Below are 21,284 nucleotides of genomic sequence, written 5' to 3' on the forward strand. Positions count from 1 at the left end.
TGATTCCCCCTATTTTTTCGGTGATTGGGCGGCCCATTCCAGAGCCGTATCCAGCAGCTTCCAGCCATCGTCGGTCAAATTGGTTTCCTCGCCGGTCGGCAAGTAGACGAACACCTGGCGGGCCGGAGCCGGTTGATTTTGCGCATTGCGCGCGCCTTTCTCATAAGCGAAAAGCACCGCCTTCGCCTCGTCGTCGCCCGCAGTCGCGATAACGACGGCTTCCTTCCCCGGCTCGGCGTAATTTAGACGCCCCGCCGTCTGGTACACAGCCGGCTCATCCTTCAGCCCGGCGGCCAGCGCATGCTTCGGCTGACGGATGCGAACCTTGGTCGCGCCCTCGGTCTGGCCGAAGCCGCTCATGCCGGTCAGGCCGGCCAAGCTTGCGACCTGCGGCTTCGCATAGACAACGGGCAGCGCCAGCGATTTCAGGCCGCTGTCAAGCCTCGCCGCATTGACAGACTCGCTGACGTAGACGGCGCTGTAGCCGGCCGCTTGCACCTGCTCGGCCTTGAATTCATTTTCCGACATCTCCATGACCAGATACCCAAGCTTCTCCCAATGCTTCACCAGCTGCGGATCGCCGCTGCCCTCCTTCTTCTTGAGCAGCAGCAGCTTCTGCGGCGCTCCGCCTCCCTCCGGCGCCCCGGCTCCCGTCGTGGCGCTGCACGCGGACAACAGCAGGCTCAGCGCTGCAAGCAGCGCCAAGCCTCCCTTCCATAAGCGGTTCATATCGTGCCCCCTTAGGCTTCGTACCCGCATCGCTGCGAGCCGCTCTCTCCTACTCAACCAGACCCGTACGCTCTACGCCTTCAATAAACCAGCGCTGCGTAAACAAATACAGCACCATCGGAGGAATAATCATCAGGAACGTCGTGGCCATCCGGATCGCTTCATCCGTCACCGACGGCCCGTATTGCTCCGCCTGCTGCTTCAGCGCCGAACCGATCCGGGAGATGCCCATCGACAACGGCGCCGTCTCGATATCGGACAAGTACATGCTGGGCAGGTAGAAGTCATTCCACGTCCAGACGAACGAAAACAGGAATACGACAAGAATGGCCGGCTTGGCCAGCGGCATCATCACCCGGTAAAAAATTTTGAACACGCCCGCCCCGTCGATCCGCGCCGCTTCCTCCAGCTCCTTCGGCTGTGTCGAGAAAAACTGGCGGTAAATAATGACGAACAGCGCTCCCTTCAAACCAAGCCCGAAAAACGCAGGCACGATAATCGGATACACCGTGTTCAGCATGCCCAGCTCGCGCGCATAAATAATATTCGGCAAAATCGTCACCTGCATCGGCACGATAAAGGTCAGCAGCAGGAAAAAAAACAGCAGCTTCTTAAACGGTACCTTCAATCTCGCAAACGCGTAGCCCGTCACCGCGCAGGACAAGGTTTGCAAAATCGCGACCGACAGCGACAGCGTCAGTGAGATCGTGAACGCCTTCGGATATTTCAGCCACACCCATGCCTCCTGCAGGTTGCCGAAATACAGCGTATTCGGAATCCATTTGACTGACGGGTCCAGCAAATCGTCCGCATTTTTGAACATCGTCGCCAGCATATGGAACACCGGCTTCAAGTAAATAAACGCGGCATCGGCCAAAATCAAGTAGATGAAAAATTTGAACAGCAGCCCTTTGTCGGCCTCCCGGCCCAAAATCGTATACTTCGCCCGGTTCAGCCAGAGCGGAACCGAGGAGCTGCGTGCTTTGTTCAGCTTGAGTTGCATACGTTGCCCCCCTCCCTTTACGTTGTGTCCCGTTGCGACTTGGTCGCCTGGTGGAATATGAAGAAAATAATCGCCAGAAAGAAGCTGATGATCAGGAAGTAAATCCAGATCAGTGCGCTATACTGCCCGTATTCGCTTTCCCGCACCCGCTGTAAAATCGGGTTCGTCGGGAAGGTGAACAAATCAACGACCGTGTAGATCATGTTCAGGAAAATAAACGGCGTCATCGCGGGCAATGTAATTTTCCAGAACGTCTCCCACGGGCCTGCACCGTCGATCCGCGCCGCCTCATAAGCGGAGTTCGAAATCGTCTGACGTCCGCCGAGGAAAATCAAAATCTGCACGCCGGAATACCAGAGCACCAAGACAAAGGAATTCAGAATCGCCAGCAGCGGCGTTGACCAGGTGGAGGACAAATACGAGCCGATAATACCAGCTACGTTGTACTTGGCCATAAACCCGAGATCACCCTCGCCCTGCATCAGAAACTCCTTCACGACCTCGCCGGTCGCCAAAATGACCGGGAGGAAGAAGATTGCGCGGAACAGCGTGCGCCCAGGAAAGTTTTGATTGAGCATAATCGCGATCAGCAGCGCGAAGATGACAATGATCGGAATCATAAACAGCGCCTGGCGTAAAAACGGCAGCAGGTCATTGTACAAAATGCTTCCGTTTTCAAACAAAATTTGACGATAATGCGCCAGCCCGATAAATTCCGTCGTCGTGCTCGACGCCGTAATCGTCACGTTCTGGAAGCTCATAAACAGCGAGTATCCGATCGGGAAAGCCATAAATATAAGAAACCCGATCAGCCAAGGGGCGATGAAAATCGAACCTTCCACATACTGCGCCAGGGAGGCATTCAGCCGCCATCTCCTTCTCATTGCCCCGCACCTCCCCGAATGACGCTAAAGTCCTGCGCCGGAACGACAACATCGCCGGCCCGGTAAGGCTCGCGGGTGTAGTTGACGATTATCCGCTTGCCGCTGGCATAAGTCGTCTCCTTCACATTCGGAGCAAGCGTCCGGTGATTCGTAATAAACTGATTTTGCACATCGCCAAGCGCTTCGTTATATCGCTTGTATTGCTCAACCGTGTAGCTTTCCCATTCCGGAAAATGCGTGTTGTAGTAACGCAAGCCGTACACATTGACAAACGCCTTCGTTGGCGCCTGGGTGAAAATAAAGGACGGCACTGCGCCATACTCAATATCGCGCAGGAAATCATTCACTTCCTCCTGCCGGTTGTTGACATACTCCGAGGAGTAGGAAACCAGGCCGTGAGCCGCGATCTGCGCAAACGGAACCGCCTCATCCGAGAACAAGTCGTAGGAATGATCGTACACCATGTTCTGGATGTGATTGATATACGGCAGCGCATAGAAGTTCGACTTCACGCCCCGCACGCCGCCCAGCGTTTCCTTCACCTGCTTCAGCATGTCCTCCTGCACATCGCGCGCCTCGTCGCGGGTTGCGCCGAAGCTCGTATTGTAGTCGCTGTACAGGCGCGACGAGATCCGGTTCATCGTCAGACCGCTGACCCCCATTTTTTGGTAATCAGACAAGCTGGCGGCCAGACTTTTCGCAGCGAACTTGTCGCTGACAACGGGCACCGGCCCCGCATTGTACAGCAGCCCCATCGACAGCTTGCGTCCGGCCATATTGACCATCGCGTGGAATTTGTCCTCGTAGCCGCCTGCGCCGGTATTGTTGACGCCGTACTCCGTATCCAGATAAAACGGATAGCTGTACTGGCGCGCCTTATCGACCAGCGATTTCAGCCCCGCGTCGCCGCCAAGCTTCGACTCGGCCGGCAGCGACTGTCCGAAGGAGCTGTAGCCGCCCTTCTGCCAGCCCATGAAGGTCATCTCCATTCGCGGAATGCCCTTCTCCCTCAGCGTATCCATCATCCGCGCCGCATCCGACGTATCGGTCAGCTTCACGTAGCGGTCGCTGAGCACGCCCTTCTCCCGGTCGCCGCCGATCACATCGACGTGCAGCGGCAAGTTTTTATCCGCATCCTGCAGCGGCTTGACGCCCTTGTCCTTGATCAAATAGCTGCGGTACGCCTGCGCCATGCCCGTGTAGTTCGCTTGCTTGCTGTCCAGGATGTAATAGCGGACGATCCGGTCGCTGCCGAACAGCTCGTTGCGGTTATAGTCCACATACCCCCACTCATCCGGCGAGTTGCGGCTTGTAAACTGCAGGAAGCTGGCCCGGAAATTCATTTGCGCCGTCACCCAGTTGTAGCTGCTCAGCACGCCCGACGGGGAAGCGACGATATTCGCATATTCCTCGCCGTCATGCAGAACGGCCACAAAGCCTTTGTCCCCGGTTTTCATCCCGAACACCGGCATGATGATGCGGTTGCGATTATTGCTTAATCCCGTGAACGTCAGATCCTGTCCGTAAACACTCTCATCGTACACTTTGTTGACATTCAGCTGATTATCCTTGTACCGGATCAAAGCGCCCGCGCCGTCGGGAATAAACAGGTAGCCGTCCTGTCCGGCCGAGTGCTCCGCTCCGAAAAACGGGAACAGGCGGACCCAGGTAAGTCCCATATTCCCTTCCTGAATCCCTTCACGTACAATCTTCGTCTGAATGTAATCCTCTTCGATCGTCACCTCGACCGGAATCGTGAAGCCGGTCGCGGGCAGCACATAGGTCAGGGCGAACCCGCCAGGGATAAGACGCACATCCTTGACCTGCCCGTTTTCCGCGCCGAGATTCGTCTCCTTCGCCTGCAAAATACTTTTGGAGAAATCCACATACTGAACCATCAGCGGCGAAGCAAGATGCTTTTTCCAGTTCTCGGATATCGTTTCCTGCGCCCAAAACTTCGGCTCCGGATACGAACGGTACAGCTGTCCGTTGCGCTTATCCTCGACCTTGAAGTGGCCGGTTTTGTCGTCGAGCTGCAGGCGCAGCGTCGGCGTATCGGCCACCGTTCGAAAACCTGCTTCATCAGGCAGCGCCGCCTTGGCTCCGCCGGGCGGAGCCGCCGCCGCGCTCGCCTGCGCCGCCGCCGCGCTGCGGGCGCCCTCGGGAGCCTTGAACTCCACCGGCATGCGCAAGAAGATGAACAGAACGGCAGCCAGGAGCAGGACGGTAACAAGGATCACTTTTTTATTCAGCTTGGCGTACCAGCTCATCTCAAGACCACCTCCTGGAACATTTCTCGCACTAGGGACAGCAAATCGCTCGTCAAGCCGCCGGTGACAAACAGCAGCACCCCGATCACGATCATCGTACAAAACGTCAGGAAAATATTGATCGCCGTTTCGCCGACGCTGTAATTATGAATGAACTGTACTTTCCAGAACAGCAGCAGCCCGACCCAGATCGCCATGCCGTTCAGCATCAGGCCGTACATCGACGCCTCGGACAAGGTCAGGCCGTTGGACAGCAGCGTCAGCGGGATGCCGACAACAAGCAGCGGCACGAGCACGTAGGCGCTCCCGATCATAATATCCCGCAGCCGCCCTTCACCCCGATAAATCGAGCTGACCAAGTAGTTGCACAAAACCCACGCGATCCATAAAATGAGCAGCTGCAAAAACAGCGTATACACATCGACATTCACAACGGTGTTAAAGGAGAAGCCGGTCGCTGAATCCTTGAGCACCATAGCCAGGTAAACGCCGATCAGCAAAATAAAGGCCGCTCCAAAGCTCCCCTTGCCCTCATACCGGATCGCCGCGAAGCCGTCCACCGGATGCCGGAGCACATAAAACGCATGCTTCAAATGCAGCGCCAGCGGATGCCGGAGCCGCGGCCGATTTTGCCAGCGGGCGCGCAGCCCGGTTTTGTCCAGAATGCGTCCTGCCACAAACAGCAGCACAATGAGAATGACCACCGCCGTCGCAATCCACGAGAAGTTGGTCTGAAACCAGAGCATCCGAATTTGCCAGAACGACTCGGAGTAGCCTTCGCGGTCGCCCGCTTCCTTAAACAACGCCTGCGCTTCGCTGTAGTTTTCTTTATGCAAGGCAGCTTTTGCGAGACCTAGAATCGCCGGTGAAAACTGGGCGTTCATCCGCAGCACATCCTGCCACGGCTTGACGCTTGCGTCGTAGTGACCTGCCAGTGTGAACTGGTTGGCCTCGTCAACCTTTTGCCCGAATTCAGACAGCCGGAACACCTGCACGATATTTTCCTGATCATCCAGCACGTACAGCTCGTTGCGTGAGTTGACATCCAGCGCCACCGGACTTTTCAGCAGGCCGACCTGCGAGGACCCGACTGCCGACGGCCCGCCCCAGAAGTAAAGCAGGTTGCCGGAGAAATCGTAATGGCTGATGTACTTGAATTGCTGGTCCACCACGATCATATTGCCGCTTTCATCGACGGCGACATCAATCAGCTGCGGGGTTTGCGGCGTCAGCGCCGCCGTTGGCGCCGCTTCGCCCGGACGGTATTCCCCGAACGTGTTGCGCGAGCTGCGCAGCAGGTTCGCTCCCTTCGTATTCAGCTTCTTGAGCTGATTCGTCTGGGCGGTGCCGCCGGTGACCGTATAAATGTAGCCGTTTTTATCCGTCGTCACACTGTTGATCGTCTCCGGCTTTTTGGCAACCTCGTTGGCATACATCTGCTTCGTATACAACATCCGTTTGAGTGCGTCCAGCGGCGACAGCGCCGTCTGGTTCGCTCCGAAAAAGCCCTGGAACGTTCCGCGCGGGTCGAGCACGACCAGTCCTTCATACCCGCCGTGGACCGCAATATACAGGAAGCCGCGTTCGTCAACCATGACCTTGCCGGGATCGTAGCTGAACGAGTCCGCGATGTACCGTGAATCCGGCCGCTTGAACTCCTGCAGCAGCTTGCCGTCCGGCGCAAGCCGGATGACCCGCTTGTTGCCGGTATCTGCAACGTAAATGTCGCCCTCCTTCGTTACAAATACGCCTTCCGGCTTGGACAGCGGGCTTTCCGGCAGCGTAATGTACCGGACAAGCTCCCCTTGCTCCTTCATATGAACGATCCGGTTGTTGCCGGTGTCGGCGATGTAAATTTCATTTTTCGCATCCACGAAAATATCTTTCGGATTGCGCAGCGCCGACTTCGTTTTCACGTTCGGATCTTTCGGATCGGTTACAAACAAGTCTTCGCCCAGCACCCCGATCGGGTAATAAGCGGGCTGCAGCCAGATCAGATTGTTATAGCTATCCTTCGTATAGGTGGAATATTTGACTGCAGCCTGCGCCTGCACGGGCAGCAATGCCGCAATCAAGATGATCAACGCCAAAATAAGCTTCCACCGCTTGCCTCCCTGGGTCATGCCATACCTCCATTTCCGCTTCTGCTTCGTGTGAAAGGAGCTTCCGCTTGCTGCTCGCTTGCCTTGCTTTTGTTCAACTTAGTTCGCCTGGGGCTGGCCGCTTAGCTCGACTGAGGCGAGCCGATGGTTACCTTCACTTGCCCGAACAAGCCGTAAGGCAGCACCCGGTAAGCCAACTGCTCGTCAGGACCTTCTCTGCGGAAGGAGCTCCAGCTTGTTGTGGACGGTTCACCCGACAGATGATGAAACGGACCGAGCATATTGCGCGGGCTGCCGACCACCTCGATCTCGATCGCGTTGTCGCCTGCGACCAGACAGTGCCCGATTGCCAGCCGGTTTTCCGACCGCCACGGCACATGCCCGGCGAGCTGCCCGTTGATGCGCACCGTCAAGGTGATGGCGCTATAGCCGCCCAGCTCCAGCACAGCCGGGCCTCCGGTCCATGACGCCAGCGTCAGCTTATGGCGGTAAATGAGGCTGCCCGCGTAGTGCATATAGCCTTGCCCGCACCAGTCGCCATAAGCTAATACCGCAGGCTCGGCGGCAATCGCCCGATCCGGATCGACGCCAAAGTCGCCGATCAGGTACACATCCTCGACCTCCATCCGCTGCTCGTACCTGCACGTCAGCACCAGCTCATTTTCACCTTCGCGAAGCGGCGGCAGCGCCACCTTATCGAACGAGCGGTCGAGAAACCAGCCGTCCGCTCCGGCCTCGACACGCTGGCCGTTCAGCGAAAGCTCGTAAAACTCCGCCGATTCAATGACGAGAAACGTCGGTGTCGCCGGCACATGCCTGACTTCAAAGGTTAACCGGAACTGGACCGGCGTACCGTTAGCCGGATGCGGCGCAAACACCCATTTGTAGCGCTGCTCCAGCCCGTTTTCTACGATCTGCCGCATGCCGAGCGCTGCCCGGATCGCCCGCTGCGCTTGCCAGATGCCCATTTCAGCTGACCAGTCGTCCTCCTTGATCCGGTATGCGCAGCGGTCCAGCGTCAGCACGTTTGGCGCTGTGCGGGTAAAGCCGCACACCGGATCGAGCGTCATTTCGCGAACCGGCAGAACCGGCAGCGGCGGGCTCGTCGGATGAGCCGAGTGAAGCAAGGCGCTGTCGTGAAGCACATACAGCTTGGAATCGGCCGGGCCAAGCTCTACCTGAAACTGAACATACCCGGCCAGGCTGCCGGATTGTACGCGGACCTCGCTCACATCGCCTGTAAGCGCCTTCCATTCTTCCAGGAGGCCGTGTCCTTCCATCGACACCGTCACCTGCTTCCCGTGTTCCCGATCGTTATTGACGACAAACAATACCCGGCAATCGCCGACCTCCCGCAGCATATACAGCAGCCTGGGCGCCTCGGCTCCCTGATCGTCCAGCAGGCTCACCCGGCGCGGCAGCTGCGCTTCCAGCGCGGCAATCGCCTCCTCTGTCGTCCCCGCCGACGTCATCTGCGGATGCCCGTACAGCTCGCCCGGCTTCTCCGAGGGACGGCCGTCCAGCAGCAGCGGCGGCGGTCCGACTGCAATCGCGCGACCGCCTGCGTCCAGAAACTGCTGCAGCAGCCGGTACGTGCTGGACAGCATCGTCTGCAGGTTCGGCGGCAGCACGACCAGCCGGTATTCGGCCAGCTGTACCGCAAGCCGGTCCTCCCGCACAGCGCCGGCCTCGGCCATGATCGTCTCATCCCCGAGATCGAAGTCATAATGCGCCGCCAGCAGCCGCTGAAGGAAGCCGTTAAACGCGTGACCAAGCGTATTGACAGCTGAAACATCGCGATCCTTGCCCCGCGCCGGGAAGCCATAAGGGCCGGTACCGACCAGGCTCCAGGCGGTTGAGGACGGATGCAGCACCAGCACATCGCGGATCGGCCGGCCTTCGGCCAGTACCGCCGACAGCCGGGCGAAATAGTCCTCGACGATCCGGTTATGCGACCACCAGCTTGTGTTGTAGCTAAACACCGGCGGGTAATCCCGTTTCCGGCAGCCCTTGATCGAATAAAGCGCCATATGCTGCGAACGCACATTAACGCCGAGCACATACTGGAAATCGCCGATCCAGCGCTGCCCCTCGAACGTAAATCCCCAGCCCGTACACCCGTACGTTTCGCTTACGACATGCTTGCGGCCGTATTGGTTCGCCACGCTGGTGCATTGCTTCACTGTGATCGCTTCGTTTGTTTGCTCTGTGAGCATATCAATACCGGGCACCTGCTGGTAACGGTAGTTCGGCATCACCGCTCCGCATACGCGGGTCGCCGTGCCCATATTGTTTTCCCATAGAAAATGGCCGGTAAAGGCCAGTCGGTTACGCTCGCACCACTGGCCGAGCTGGCCGGAATACGCTTCGCTGAACCGTTCGGTCACGGTCTGCCAGTAGTCATGGCGCGCTTGGCGCGACAGCTCCCCGTCGAAAAACAGGTAAGGGGCCGTATCCAGCACATCATATCCGCGCCGTTCGGCGAAAAAAGCGGGGAATGACCAGCTCCAGGGCATCCAGCCGCGTCCGGGCGTAAATCGGCAATGCCGGTCATGAATGCTCGGCTCGTCGGTAAACACGCCGCGGATCGTCGTCCCGAACCGGTCGCCGACCTCGCGTTTATACGCCTCGTAAGTGATGTCGATAAACGCCGCCACCGTATCCGGGTTCAAGTTATCCGGCGGAGCCTCGTGGTTAAACCACTCGCTTCGTTCGGAAATTTCCACCCGGAACACGAGGTAGACCTCGCCCTCGCGCAGCGGACAGCGCACCTCCAGCGGCAGACGCTTGCAGCGCAGCAGCTGCCGTTCGTCGATGACCGCCTTGAACAACGCGATGACTTGGCCGTCCGCCAAGCGCTCCGCCGCGCCGTCCGGGCCCGACAGCACCTCCAGCGTCAAGCCCTTCGCCCGAAACGCATCGCCGCCGCGCGCCTGCACCAATCCGCCCGCAAATCCGGACGGCCACCGGTCCTCGTCGTACAGCCACACCTGCATGCCGTTGTCTTCGGCGGCTTGCACGGTGGAGCGAACGAGCTCCATCCACTCCGACCCCATATAGTCCGTCTCCAGCCCGTCGCGGGAGTGGATGAAGAAGCCGCCCATGCCCTGCTTCTTCATCTCCTCGACCTGGCGGATTAACTCCGCCTTCTCCAGCTTGTCGTTCCAGCCCCAGAACGGGGCGGAGCGATGCTCGGCAGACGGCCGATCGAATAATTGCCGCAAGCTGTCCGCTGCGCTCATCCTGCTGTCTCCTCCTTTGCCCGCTGCAGAATCAGCACGGCCTTCGGTTCAAGCTCCAGTTCACCCTCGCCCGCATATACTGTGCCGGTCAGCAGATCGTGCAGCGGCTCGCCGCCCAGCCGGACCCTACGCGGTTCATCGCTGTAGTTCAGCACAAACAGGTAACGGTCCGCGCCCTTGCGCCGGCAGGTGATCTCCACATCCGGCGCAGGCTCGCAGACGGGCCGGATGCCCTTCGCTTCGCATAACGCCTGCAGCCACTTGCGCGTAAACGCGCCATCCGGCTCGGTTGCGGCATACCACGCCTCGCCTTGCCCGAAACGATGCCGGGTCAGCGCCGGGAAGCCCCTGTAGTAATCCTCTTCGAACACGGCGACCGCTTCTGCGCCTTCCAGATGAACGACCTCGCAAGCGACCGCGCAGCTAGTTGTATCCTGCTCCTGCAGCGAACCAAGCTCCTGCCGGAGCGTGATCCGGTTCGTCTGTCCGGGGAACATCGCGTCGATTTCTTCCACCCAGACGCCGAGCAGCGGCCGCAGCTTGCCGGGATAGCCGCCGGGTACAACCCGGTCGCACTCATCGACGATACCGCTGAAAAAGGTGGTCACAAACGTGCCGCCAGCCTCCACAAACCGCTCCAATCGCGCGGCCAGCTCCGGCTTAACCATATACAGCATGGGCCCAAGCACCAGCTCATACCCGCTGAGGTCGGCGTCTGGGGAAACGAGATCGACCGGGATGCCGCTGTCAAACAAGGCATCGTACAGATGCTGCACCCGGTCGGCGTATTTCATCGAAGCGGACGGACCGCCGCCCATCTCCACCGCCCACCAGTTATCCCAGTCGAACAGAATCGCGACCCGGCTGTCCGTTTCAGCATCCAGCAGCCGATCGCCAAGCCGCTGCAGCTCCTGACCGAGCTGGGTACATTCGCGGAAAATTCGCGTATGCTCATGTCCGCAATGGTCGATGACTGCGCCGTGGAACATTTCATAAGCGCCCAGCGAACGGCGCAGCTGGAAAAACATGACCGATTCCGCCCCGCGCGCAAGCGCCTGGTAGCTGCGCAGCCGCATATCGCCCGGCCGCTTGGTCGGGTTGACCGGCTTCCAGTTCAGAATGCCCGGCGTCGATTCCATCAGCAGAAACGGAGCGCCGTTTTTCAAGCCGCGCATCAGATCGTAGCGCAGCGCCAGCACGCTTGGCGGCGTCGTATTTTCCGGGTACATATCGACCGAGATCACATCCAGATGCGGCGCCCATTTGAAATAATCAAGCGGCTTATACATGCCGTTGCTGTGAAAATTCGTCGTGATGACCGCATCCGGAATGACGGAGCGGATCGCCTCCGCCTCCAGCCGGTAGCAATCGAGCCAGCTGTCCGAGTTAAACCGGTAAAAATCCAGCGTCATCCCCTGGAACGCGGTAACATCTGAATTGCCGCCCTGCATCCCCTCGCTCAGTCCGCTTGGCAGCACGATATCTTCCCAGTCGTAGTACGTATGACCCCAGAAGCGGGTGTACCAGGCCCGGTTAACCGCTTCCACAGTTTCGTATCGCTGCTGCAGCCAAACGCGGAACGCCGCCTCACAGCGCTCGCAATAGCAGCGGATGCCGATTTCATTGTTCACATGCCACAGCCTCACCGCCGGATGGCTCCGGTAGCGGCCAGCCAGCTCCAGCACCATCCGCTCGGCAAACCGCCGGAAGCTCGGACTGTTCGGACATGAATTATGCCGCCGCCCGAACTTGCGCTGCTTACCGTCATACGTCACGGTCAGCACATCGGGGTATTTGCGGGCCATCCAGGCCGGATGCGCAGCCGTGCCGGTTCCCATGCATACCTGCACGCCGTTTGCATGCAGCAGCTCAACCGCTTCGTCCAGCCATTCCAACCGGTAGGTGTCTTCGTCCGGCTGATTGAGGGCCCACGAAAACACATTCACGGTCGCAATGTCGATTCCGGCCAGCTGGAACAGGCGCATATCTTCATCCCAAACGTCCCGCGGAAACTGCTCCGGGTTATAGTCGCCGCCAAACATCAGCTTTGGGAATCGCGTTGCCGTCATTTTTCCGCCTCCTCGCGGAACCGCAGCGCATTTTGCAGCACCAGAGCAATGACCCAGGAAGGGTTCCACCTGTTGCTATGCCCTCTGTGGTTCCAGTTTGTTTGGAACAAGCCCTCGGCCTGCTCGCCAATTACGGTAAAGCCCCATTCGCCCGGCTCCGTGCAGATGCCTTGGCCCATCGCGTCAAAGCTCATCCGCCCCATCCGTTCATAGACAGGCTGATTCGTCAGCCGGCCGAACCGCCAGAAGGCATGTGTCGGAAAAAAAACGTCCAGATGATGATTTTGCACGCTGACGCCCGGCCAGCCGACTGCCTGGAAGCCCGCCTGGCGAAACGCCGAATCCCGGTCATACGCCGGGTTCCACATGTATACATACGTCAGCAGCCAATCCGCCGCCAGCTCCGCCCAGCTCCGGTATTCAGCCCGCTCCGTCGATTCATACAGCTCGAAGGCGGCGAGAAAAAAATACATGCCGGCTTCCTTATCCTCGCACCGCGCATCCAGCGTCGAACGCGCGAACGGCCGCTCGAACGTCCGGGCATGCAGCTCGTAGTAGCGCTGCATCGCCTGCTCGGCAACGGCCAGCCAGCGCGCCTCGCCAGTCACCCGCCCGATCTTGGCCAGCGCGATCACGCAAGGCAGTCCGGCCGCCGTGATCATATCATCGGCCGGCTGGCCGGCCGGCTGCCAGGCCGCCGGATAAATACCGGACGGCAGCAGCGCTCCGGCCAGAAATGCCGCCGCTTCCTCCAGCGCCGAGCTCCAGCTTGCCGGAGCCTCCTGTCCGTGCTCGCGGTACAGCAGCACGATGTCCGCCCAGTCCGCAAGCGTTTCGCCAAGCGCCCGGCTGGCGAATACTTGCTGCCTGTTTAGCCGAAAGTTCTGCCATTGCCCGCTTTCCAGTACGTACACGCCATGCCGCATGCCCGGCACATCGCTGCCGCTTGCCTGCAAGTAAAACTCAACGGCCTGAGTGCAGCGACCTATCCGGCTTGCATCGCCTTCGCGAAAACCGATCCGGGCATCACACCAGGCGAGCTTCAAGCATTGACCGGTCCAGCCATACATAAAGTGAAGCGGGTGCTTCGACACATTCCCGAACGCGTTGGAGTCGGAAAACTTCACATACCCGGCTGCGCCGTTCGCTCCCGTTCTCCACCGGTCATCCAGCGCGTTTGTTTTCAGCCGGATCATGTCCTCCAGGCTCAGCGGCCTGGCGCCGGCCGGCTCGTATAAAGCCAGTCCTTGACGGAAGATCTCGCGATATGCCCGCCCCGAGCCTTCCGCCTGCCCGAAATCAAGCGCATAGCGCTTGCGCAGCGCACCGCCGGGCGGAAGGTCGACGTATCCGGCCTCGTACGGAGCAGCGCTGTTTTTGGCGACACAAATGCTGTCCGGCTCGCCGTTCAGCATCACGACCCCGCTGAAAGCGGCCGCCAGCGTAGCTGCCGGTTCGTCGATCGCGCCGAGCGAGCCGTAATGGACGACGCCATCAGGCGACTCCGTGTACGATGGAAGCGAATACAACGAGAAGTAGCGCGTCACAACCTGATCGCAGTCAGCAGCGCCGCCATATTCAGCGCTTTCAAAGCTTTCAGCCGTCGCTTCCTTTTCCGCCCGCTCAGGCCGATGCCGCCACTCCATATTCACGCAAGGGATCGGCAGCCGATGCTCCTCGACGATCGTCCCGCGCTGGGGACCGACGCCGAGTCTCGGCACGATCCGCTGCGGATCAGAGGACGGGTTATTGTTATAGATCATATGAGGAATCGTCACGATATCGCTGCCCAGCTTGGGCAGCCGGAACAGCAGTCCGGCCGCTGCCTCGCTGATCCGCTCCTGCGACTCATTCGTCCAGATCAGCTCCAACCGCAGCAAACCGTTGCCGTCGAAGGCAAGCCGCAGCTCTACCTTCGGCCCTCCTGCGACCGCCGCCTCCAGCCGCATGCCGTCAGCCCCGTCCGCGCTTACCCGAATGTTCGCCAGCTGCACCGGGCGGACCGCCCATGGCTTTCCGGTTGACCAACTCAGCAGCTCATGAACATAACCGGAGAAGTGCGGTGCCGCCTCAGCCTGCTCGCGCAGACTGAGCTTGACGCCATACGCATCAACCGCTAATTCGGCTGCTTTTCGCTGATCTCGGCTAACGATGGCCTCGGGGTGCATGATGCGTGTCCTCCTTCCGTTCCGAGCAGCGAGATAAGCAGCCGGTCCAGCGTCGGGTTGTAGCCGATCCGCCCGGTCAGCGGCAGGGAAACAAACACAAATTTGCCGCTGCCGTGCCGCTTCAGTCCGACTACCGGCAGCTTCTGCTTGCCGTCCGTCTCCCCTTGCGTCCGGTAGCTGAACACAATCGGCTCCACCCCTTCCCCTTCCAGCCAGCAGCCTGCGATGCCGTCGATCCGGTCGCTGGTCAGATTGTAGAAGTAACTGAAGTCACCCGGCTGCATCCAGCCAAGCCGCTGCTCATCGGCGGCTGCGCTGCTCGCCAGCGTATACACCTCGCGCAGCTTTGCCGTTTTGACCGACGTATCGCCTGCTTCCCACACGCCGGCGTCCAGTCCGCGCAGCACGCACAGCACCGTGGCCCCTTGAAGAACGGAGTCCAGCAGTGAAGCCCGCTGCCGGGCAAACTCCTCACTGGAGGTGATAACAACCGGCAGCTCCGGCGAAGCCGTCTTGCTCTCGTAAGGCTCGACCGGGATGCCGAGCAGCGAGCACAGCATCCGTGCGCCGGGGTCTGCATAAGCCGCCTTGACCGGCCGCTCCTGGCCTGGCGCTGTCCGCGCGAACGCTTCAAACGCGAAGCGTTCGACCTGCAGCTGCGCGCCCTGCTCGTCGATCAGGCAAGCGTCCACATACAGCTGCTGACGGTCTGCCACCTGCGGCACCGTCAGCCGGATCGTTCCAGCATAGCTCGCCTGGGAGGCAGGCAGCGAGCTGTTCAGCTCGTAATGGCCATACTCCCGGTGATCGTCGCGCAATGTCGCGATGATTCGGCAGCTGCTCAGCTCCTCCGGCGTGTCATTGAGCAGCCACGTTTCGATCTCCAGCGTCTCGCCCTCATACGCCTTCCAGCGGTCGCAGCGCAAGCTGACGCGCCGGGGAGTCAGGCTGTCTTTATACGTAAAGTAAGCGGGCTTCGGAATCCGGTCGACGCCGACAAGCGCTTTCATCCAGCCTGACGGCCAAGCGTCGATCAGCAGATGAACCGCCGTTGAAACGATCATATCCGCCCGCCTGCGCCAGGCGTCCGTCATCAGCTTCGTTGCCAAGGCCTGGTGACGCTGACTCGCCGCAATCCATTCGCGGACCGTCGTTTGCTCCGGGTACCAGTCCCCGTGCAGCCCGTACGTCTGCGCGCCGTGAATCCGGTTCGGCAGCCAGCTCTCGTCAACGCTCGCAGGCAGCCACTCCGCCGGATAACGCTCCAGCATCAGCTCATAGTTGTCCAGCCCTTCGGTGCCATACTCGCCGCAGCCTGCCTTCCAGCCCTCGCGAACGCAAGGGAGCGCTCCCTTGTACATGCTGCCAAGCGTGATGACGTTGTTTGTATACCAAAGGTTGTAGCAGTGGAAGTCGGGCAGCCCTTCGTTGGTCGGCGGGTTGTAGTCGCCATCGGCGTTTTTCACGACGCGATCCGGGTTTTCCATATAAATCGCCTGCCGCGAAGCGACGAAAAACGCCTCCAGCTCGTTGCGGTGCAAATGGCGGTGGCCCTTGCGCCGTTTCTCCGTCCGCGACGGCTCGTTAATCAGCGATACCATGATCGAAGACGGATGGCTGCGGATCAATCGTTCCATTTCACCGGCCTGCCGGACGCCTTCGATAAACTGGCTGCGCCGGATAAAGCCGAAGGTCGGCAAATCGCATTGATGCATCATGCCGAGCATGTCGAAGTAATCGTAAATTTCTTCCTGAACCGGCCGCTGGGTAATCCGGTAAAAGTTCATATTCGCCAGCTTGGCGATCAAAATATCGTCGATAAGCTGGCCGTAATCCTTGCGCATGACACATTGCTGCAGATGGCCCATTTCATTTGCGCCCCGCAAAATAATGGGCCGGTTGTTCAAGTACAAGGAGCCTTTGAGCGGCGCTTCCTCATCCATATGAAACTTGCGCATCCCAAACGTGCGGTCTACCGCATCAGGCATCCCGCTGTCATCCCGCAGATTGACGCGGGCGACGTACAGAAACGGACGGTCCGGCTCCCAGAGACGAAAGTCCGGAAATTCGACCTTGTAGCGGTAGTAGTTCAAGCCGGGACCGGCGTAAGCGACCGGGAATACAAGCGGCCCAAGCGACGCGCCTTCAAAGTTTTTCGGCAAAATTTCCAGCTGCAGCTCGAAATTTTCCTTCAGCTCGCCCGCCGTCTGGAAGACGTCCACCCAGACCTCGACATAACGCTCGTCAATATTCGGGCGAATAAACACATCCTGCACGAACAGCGGAGCGCGTTCCTCCACATAAACGGCATTGTAAATGCCTGCGCCCGGCGGGCAGTGATTCCAGCCGCTGTACGGATCGTCCCAGCCGGGACCGGTTGCCGCGTACAGCTTATCTCCATCCAGCCGGCTGCCGCCTACGCCCATCATCGGATAATCGTTATGCACCTCGACGACCAGCGTGTTATGCGCCTGCAGGTAATCGGTCACATCGAATTCGAACGGAGAGAAAAACCCTTCGTGACTGCCGATGCATTTGTGATTCACATACACGGTAGCTTTATAGTCAACACCCTTAAACACCAGATAGATGCGCTTGCCTGCCGCAACGGGATGATAGTCGAACTCGCAGCGGTAAAATCCGGTCCACCGCCCTTGCTCGCCCGTCGGCCCGCGAAAGTCGGGAATCGTGACCTCCTCCCACTCGCCTGCTCCTTCCAGCACCCGGGTAAACTCGGCATCCTCCGGCGTCTGGTAGCGGAACTGGAACTGCTCGAACGGCTGACGGCTGCGGCGCACGGCCGAAGCAGCCGTCCTGTCCTCCATATAAGGGAGATACACCTCCCGCAGCGCCTTCAGCTCCTCATGGAAGCCAGCGAGCCTTGTCTCATAGGGCAACTCCGCACCATCAGGCGCCTGTTCCGTACCCGGAGCAAAATATTGCTTCTCATAGATGACAGGAGCTACTTCCCTCCTCCCATCCCGGTTGCCCGGATGCTCGCGAAACGCTATCTCCGCGAACGGGTCCTGATGTTTCGTCGGTTCCACCTTCATCCTCCACCTTCATCCCACGTCATAGGGCCGCAATTTCAAAGTCAAGCGTGAAGCCGCCTGCGTCCTTCGCGGCCATTCGTACTTCCGTCTGTCCGAACCGCTGGGTCCAGCCTGTGCCAAGCATCGGCTCGGCGGCCTCCCGCACTCGTTCGTCCAGGAACTGGTCTGTGACCAGCCACTGGCCCTGACCTTGCTTTCCGCTGCGCTGCAGGGCGGCCGGACAGTCCGTCGGCAGCGCCCGCTTTGCAATGATAACGGTTCCACCCGCTTCCGCGCGGGCAACGGCCGCCCGGAACGTCTGGTCCGAGAGCCGCCCGCCGCCGACCAGTGTCAGCTGCGGCTTTCCGAGCCGCTCCGCGCTCACCTGATGGTCAAACACGAGCACATTCCGCGCCGGGTACCACAGCGGGTGCATCGGCGGCTTGACAGCCGCCCGGCCAAGCTCCAGCGGGAATTCGCTCAGCGGCACACTGGCCTTCAGCTCATGCCGCGGAAACTCGAAGCCCGGAATATGCATGCAGCTCCCATGTGCGGGAATCGTCCCCCGGCTAATCAGGTGCCAGATTTGGAATAAGCTTTGTCCGGCGTCTGCCGCCTCGGTCTCGACCGGCTGACGATTGCCGAACAGCCGCTCGTTTTGCCCGTAATTCGAATCATCCGTATGGATGACCGCAATATCCGCTTCCGCCTGTCGGTGACTCCATGTAAGCGGATGCGCGGGAATGAACGACCGAACGAAGCGCTCCCACACATCGCCGAATTCCGTCTGACGGAAGCCGCTCGGCGTATGTCTGAGCAGCACATCTATATTTTCCACGAACAGGTGGGTCGGACCCATGAAATAAGCCAGCTTCAGCGCCGATTCAAACTCTTCCGGCGAGTGACCGGGAAAGCCCGACATCCGTGTAAACCATTCCCCTGCATCCGGCCCCCACAAATCCGCACAAATCCAGAGCGACCGGCCGTATTGGCTGGCTGCCCCCAGCGCCGCCCCCAGCTGCAGCGACTGGAACGACTCCTTCATCACCTTCGGGCATACATCCATCCCGGCTCGCGCAAACGTATGGAACATGGTCGGAAATACATGCTCGGCAATCAGCGGCATGGACGTCTCCGCTTGGCCGGCCTGCTCCAGCAAACGGCGGACCTGCCGATCCCGCGTGCGGACCGCCTGCTCGACCCGTTCACGGGCCGCCTTCAGCGAAAGTCCGTCGGTCGCTCCCCAGTGCGGAAACCAGCCGTCCTTGCGGTATTGGCCAGCGTTGATCTGCAGATGCTCCGGCTCATCGTACAGCAGCCCGATACAGCCGCCGGCGGCGGCCGCCTGGCGAACCGTTTCGTCCGGGACGTCGTACCGGTTGGTGCCTTCCACCCACGGACCGTTGATGTTGCCGTATTCATTGCCGAGACACAGCTCCAGACCCGCCTCGCGCACATCGGCCAGCAGCCGGGCATCCGTTGCTGCGTCCTGACCGGGAATGACATGGTGGACATAAAAGTCAGCCTGCAGCTCGCTTAATGCCTGCAGAAACGGCCCCGGCTCCGGCTTCGGGTCCTGCGACGGACAAAGCATGCCGGTGCCGGTCCGCATGACCCGGTCAGACGCTTCGCCTGCCCAGGGGTCCTGCCAGGCGATGACCGGACCCTGGATACCGAGCTTCGGTCGAAACGCGCCCAACCTGTCGGCTGCTCCCGGATTATGCGCCATAAGAGCCTTCTCCTTCCAGTCCGGCGGCTGCCTGCCCGCTGCCGCTCAGCTCATCCGCCTGACGGAACGCCTGCCGGATCAGCGTCAAGCATTCGCTCACTTCCTCCGGCTTCGAATGCTCCAGAATAAGCGGCACATCCGGCATCCGTTCCTTCAGCAGCTTGGCATAGACCACCCAGTCGGATTGGCCTGTGCCTACCCGCGGCGTCGTAAATACGCCTTCGTGGTCATACAACGCATCCTTGGCATGCGCAAGCGGACAATGCGGGCCAATCGTATCAAACAGGCGGCTGACCGACGTTTCCTGCGCCGTTAAATCCTCCGGCGTCATATAGTTAAATGGGTCCATGACAAACGCCAAGCCTTCTGTGCCGAGCTGCTCCAGCACCCGGACCGCTTGCTCCGACGTACCGAGCACATTGCTGACAAATCCTTCGAGCATCAGAACAGCTCCTTGCTTAACCGCCCGGCTCCGCAGCCGGTCAATGATGCCGACCAACTGGTCCCATGCCTCCTGCGTCCGGTTACCCGGCCAGTCGCGCCAGGAGTTGGTCGGATGCAGACTGCCCGTTTCCGTCAATATATACCGGGTGCCGTAGGCCGAACATAGGTCGATCATCTTCTCCAGCTGCAGCAGCTTCTGCTCGCGCTTCGCCAGATCCGGATTCATCAGATTTGTGTAGCCGGACAACCCCGCCAGTTCCAAGCCTTGGCTGTTGAACAAGTCGCACAGCTTCTCGGCCCGTACCGGGGACAGCAGCTCATCATCCATGAATTGCAGCTTTTGCCGCGGGTCAAGCTGGATAACATCGAAGCCCTGCTGCTTCGCCTGAGCGGCCATTTCCTCCGCCGACAGCCCCATGTAGACGTAACTCATGAACCCAAGCCGGTTCATACGCGGACACTCCCTTCCAGCACTTCCGACCGCTCCACCACACGTCCCTGCTCGCTTGATTGCACCATCGCCGTCGTCAGCGCGATCGTCTGCAAATTATCATGCGCCGTAACCGGCGGATTCTCGCCTTCGGCCACCGCATTGATAAACGCAATCATGGAGCCGGCGAACGCATCCGGAAACCAGGAGCCCTTCAGCTTGATCTCATGAATAACGTTTTTATGCTTGTTTAAAGCCATATACAGCGTATCCTGCGTGCACCAGACACTGCCCTCGCTGCCGTCCACCCACCAGGTGTGGCTATGCGAGCGGCTTGCCTTGACGATATTGTTGAAGTGCAGCGAAGCCATCAGCGAGCTGCGGCCGCCGATCGGGCCGAACTCCACGTTCGCCGAATAGATGAGCGGATCGACCGCATTTTGACCCGGCAGCTGCGCCGTTGTGCAGTGAACCCGCGACCATTCTTCCCCGGATGGATTGAAGTGGCGGCATAAATCGACGTAGTGGACGCCGTGGTCGACGATGTTGAAGTTTTTCATCGTCGTCCACCACCAGCCCTTCTGATCCTGGAATGAACGCAGCTGATGATGAATGCTGTACACGTGGCCGATCAAATCCTGCTCCAGCACCACCTTGAGCGCCTTGTGCGCAGGCGCCCAGCGCGCTTGCTGGTTGACGCCCAGCACGATGCCGAGCCGCTCGGCCTCGTCAGCCAGCTTGCGGGCATGCGCCAGATCAAGCGCCAGCGGCTTCTGGCACAGCACCGGACGCGGAGCCTCGGCGATCATGCCGAGCACCTTCAACCGGGGCTCCGGGTGAATCGCCAGGTCTATGACGCCAACGCTGTCCTGCGCCAGCAGCTCGCGAACATCCGTGGTCCAGAACGGAATGCCGAATTTTTCTGCGGTCGTGCGGGCCGCTTCCTCGCTCACATCGCAGCACGCTGCGATCGGCAGGCCGTGCTTGCGATACGCGGGCAAATGCGCCGTATTTGCGATGCTGCCGCAGCCTATGATGCCAATTCCATATGATTTCCCATCTGCTGCTCTCAGCTTGCCGGGCGAATAATGTTCAGGTCTGATAAATTCCATAAGCTCACCTCTCTGATTCTTACAATACACCGAACCCGAATAACGGTTATAGGGGGTTTCTGCTCTTTTT

At 59.7% G+C, this 21,284-nt stretch carries 12 protein-coding genes; all 12 read right to left on the reverse strand.

All coding sequences use genetic code 11. The features are described from left to right. Positions 1–9: 9 nt before the first annotated feature. Positions 10–729, reverse strand: coding sequence for a hypothetical protein (locus AC6ROY_RS04345; RefSeq protein ID WP_500098794.1), 720 nt, complete (start codon positions 727–729; stop codon positions 10–12). A gap of 49 nt (positions 730–778) precedes the next feature. Then, positions 779–1,732 (reverse strand): carbohydrate ABC transporter permease, encoded by a 954-nt coding sequence (locus AC6ROY_RS04350; protein WP_500098795.1) that lies wholly within the window; start codon positions 1,730–1,732, stop codon positions 779–781. 17 nt (positions 1,733–1,749) lie between these two features. Beyond that, positions 1,750–2,616, reverse strand: coding sequence for a carbohydrate ABC transporter permease (locus AC6ROY_RS04355; RefSeq protein ID WP_500098796.1), 867 nt, complete (start codon positions 2,614–2,616; stop codon positions 1,750–1,752). Beyond that, a complete protein-coding gene (locus tag AC6ROY_RS04360) occupies positions 2,613–4,886 on the reverse strand; it encodes a DUF5696 domain-containing protein (RefSeq protein ID WP_500098797.1) in 2,274 nt (757 codons plus the stop codon). Before AC6ROY_RS04360 ends, AC6ROY_RS04355 begins: the two co-directional genes overlap by 4 nt. Further along, positions 4,883–7,009: a YIP1 family protein gene (locus AC6ROY_RS04365; RefSeq protein ID WP_500098798.1), complete on the reverse strand. Its 2,127-nt coding sequence runs from the start codon at positions 7,007–7,009 to the stop codon at positions 4,883–4,885. Before AC6ROY_RS04365 ends, AC6ROY_RS04360 begins: the two co-directional genes overlap by 4 nt. A gap of 101 nt (positions 7,010–7,110) precedes the next feature. Beyond that, the gene (locus AC6ROY_RS04370; RefSeq protein WP_500098799.1) at positions 7,111–10,230 is read right to left on the reverse strand and encodes a glycosyl hydrolase; all 3,120 of its coding nucleotides are present in this window, start codon (positions 10,228–10,230) and stop codon (positions 7,111–7,113) included. After that, positions 10,227–12,299, reverse strand: coding sequence for a beta-galactosidase (locus AC6ROY_RS04375; protein ID WP_500098800.1), 2,073 nt, complete (start codon positions 12,297–12,299; stop codon positions 10,227–10,229). The genes AC6ROY_RS04370 and AC6ROY_RS04375 overlap by 4 nt, the downstream gene beginning before the upstream one ends. Next, the gene (locus AC6ROY_RS04380; protein ID WP_500098801.1) at positions 12,296–14,467 is read right to left on the reverse strand and encodes a hypothetical protein; all 2,172 of its coding nucleotides are present in this window, start codon (positions 14,465–14,467) and stop codon (positions 12,296–12,298) included. The genes AC6ROY_RS04375 and AC6ROY_RS04380 overlap by 4 nt, the downstream gene beginning before the upstream one ends. Continuing rightward, a complete protein-coding gene (locus AC6ROY_RS04385) occupies positions 14,416–17,520 on the reverse strand; it encodes a glycoside hydrolase family 2 protein (protein WP_500098802.1) in 3,105 nt (1,034 codons plus the stop codon). The genes AC6ROY_RS04380 and AC6ROY_RS04385 overlap by 52 nt, the downstream gene beginning before the upstream one ends. A gap of 19 nt (positions 17,521–17,539) precedes the next feature. Then, positions 17,540–19,228, reverse strand: a complete 1,689-nt coding sequence (locus tag AC6ROY_RS04390) for a hypothetical protein (RefSeq protein ID WP_500098803.1) — start codon at positions 19,226–19,228, stop codon at positions 17,540–17,542. Beyond that, positions 19,218–20,123: a sugar phosphate isomerase/epimerase family protein gene (locus AC6ROY_RS04395; protein WP_500098804.1), complete on the reverse strand. Its 906-nt coding sequence runs from the start codon at positions 20,121–20,123 to the stop codon at positions 19,218–19,220. Before AC6ROY_RS04395 ends, AC6ROY_RS04390 begins: the two co-directional genes overlap by 11 nt. Further along, positions 20,120–21,214, reverse strand: coding sequence for a Gfo/Idh/MocA family protein (locus AC6ROY_RS04400; RefSeq protein WP_500098805.1), 1,095 nt, complete (start codon positions 21,212–21,214; stop codon positions 20,120–20,122). Before AC6ROY_RS04400 ends, AC6ROY_RS04395 begins: the two co-directional genes overlap by 4 nt. Positions 21,215–21,284 lie beyond the last annotated feature (70 nt).

The organism is Paenibacillus sp. sg306046, from assembly GCF_059821225.1.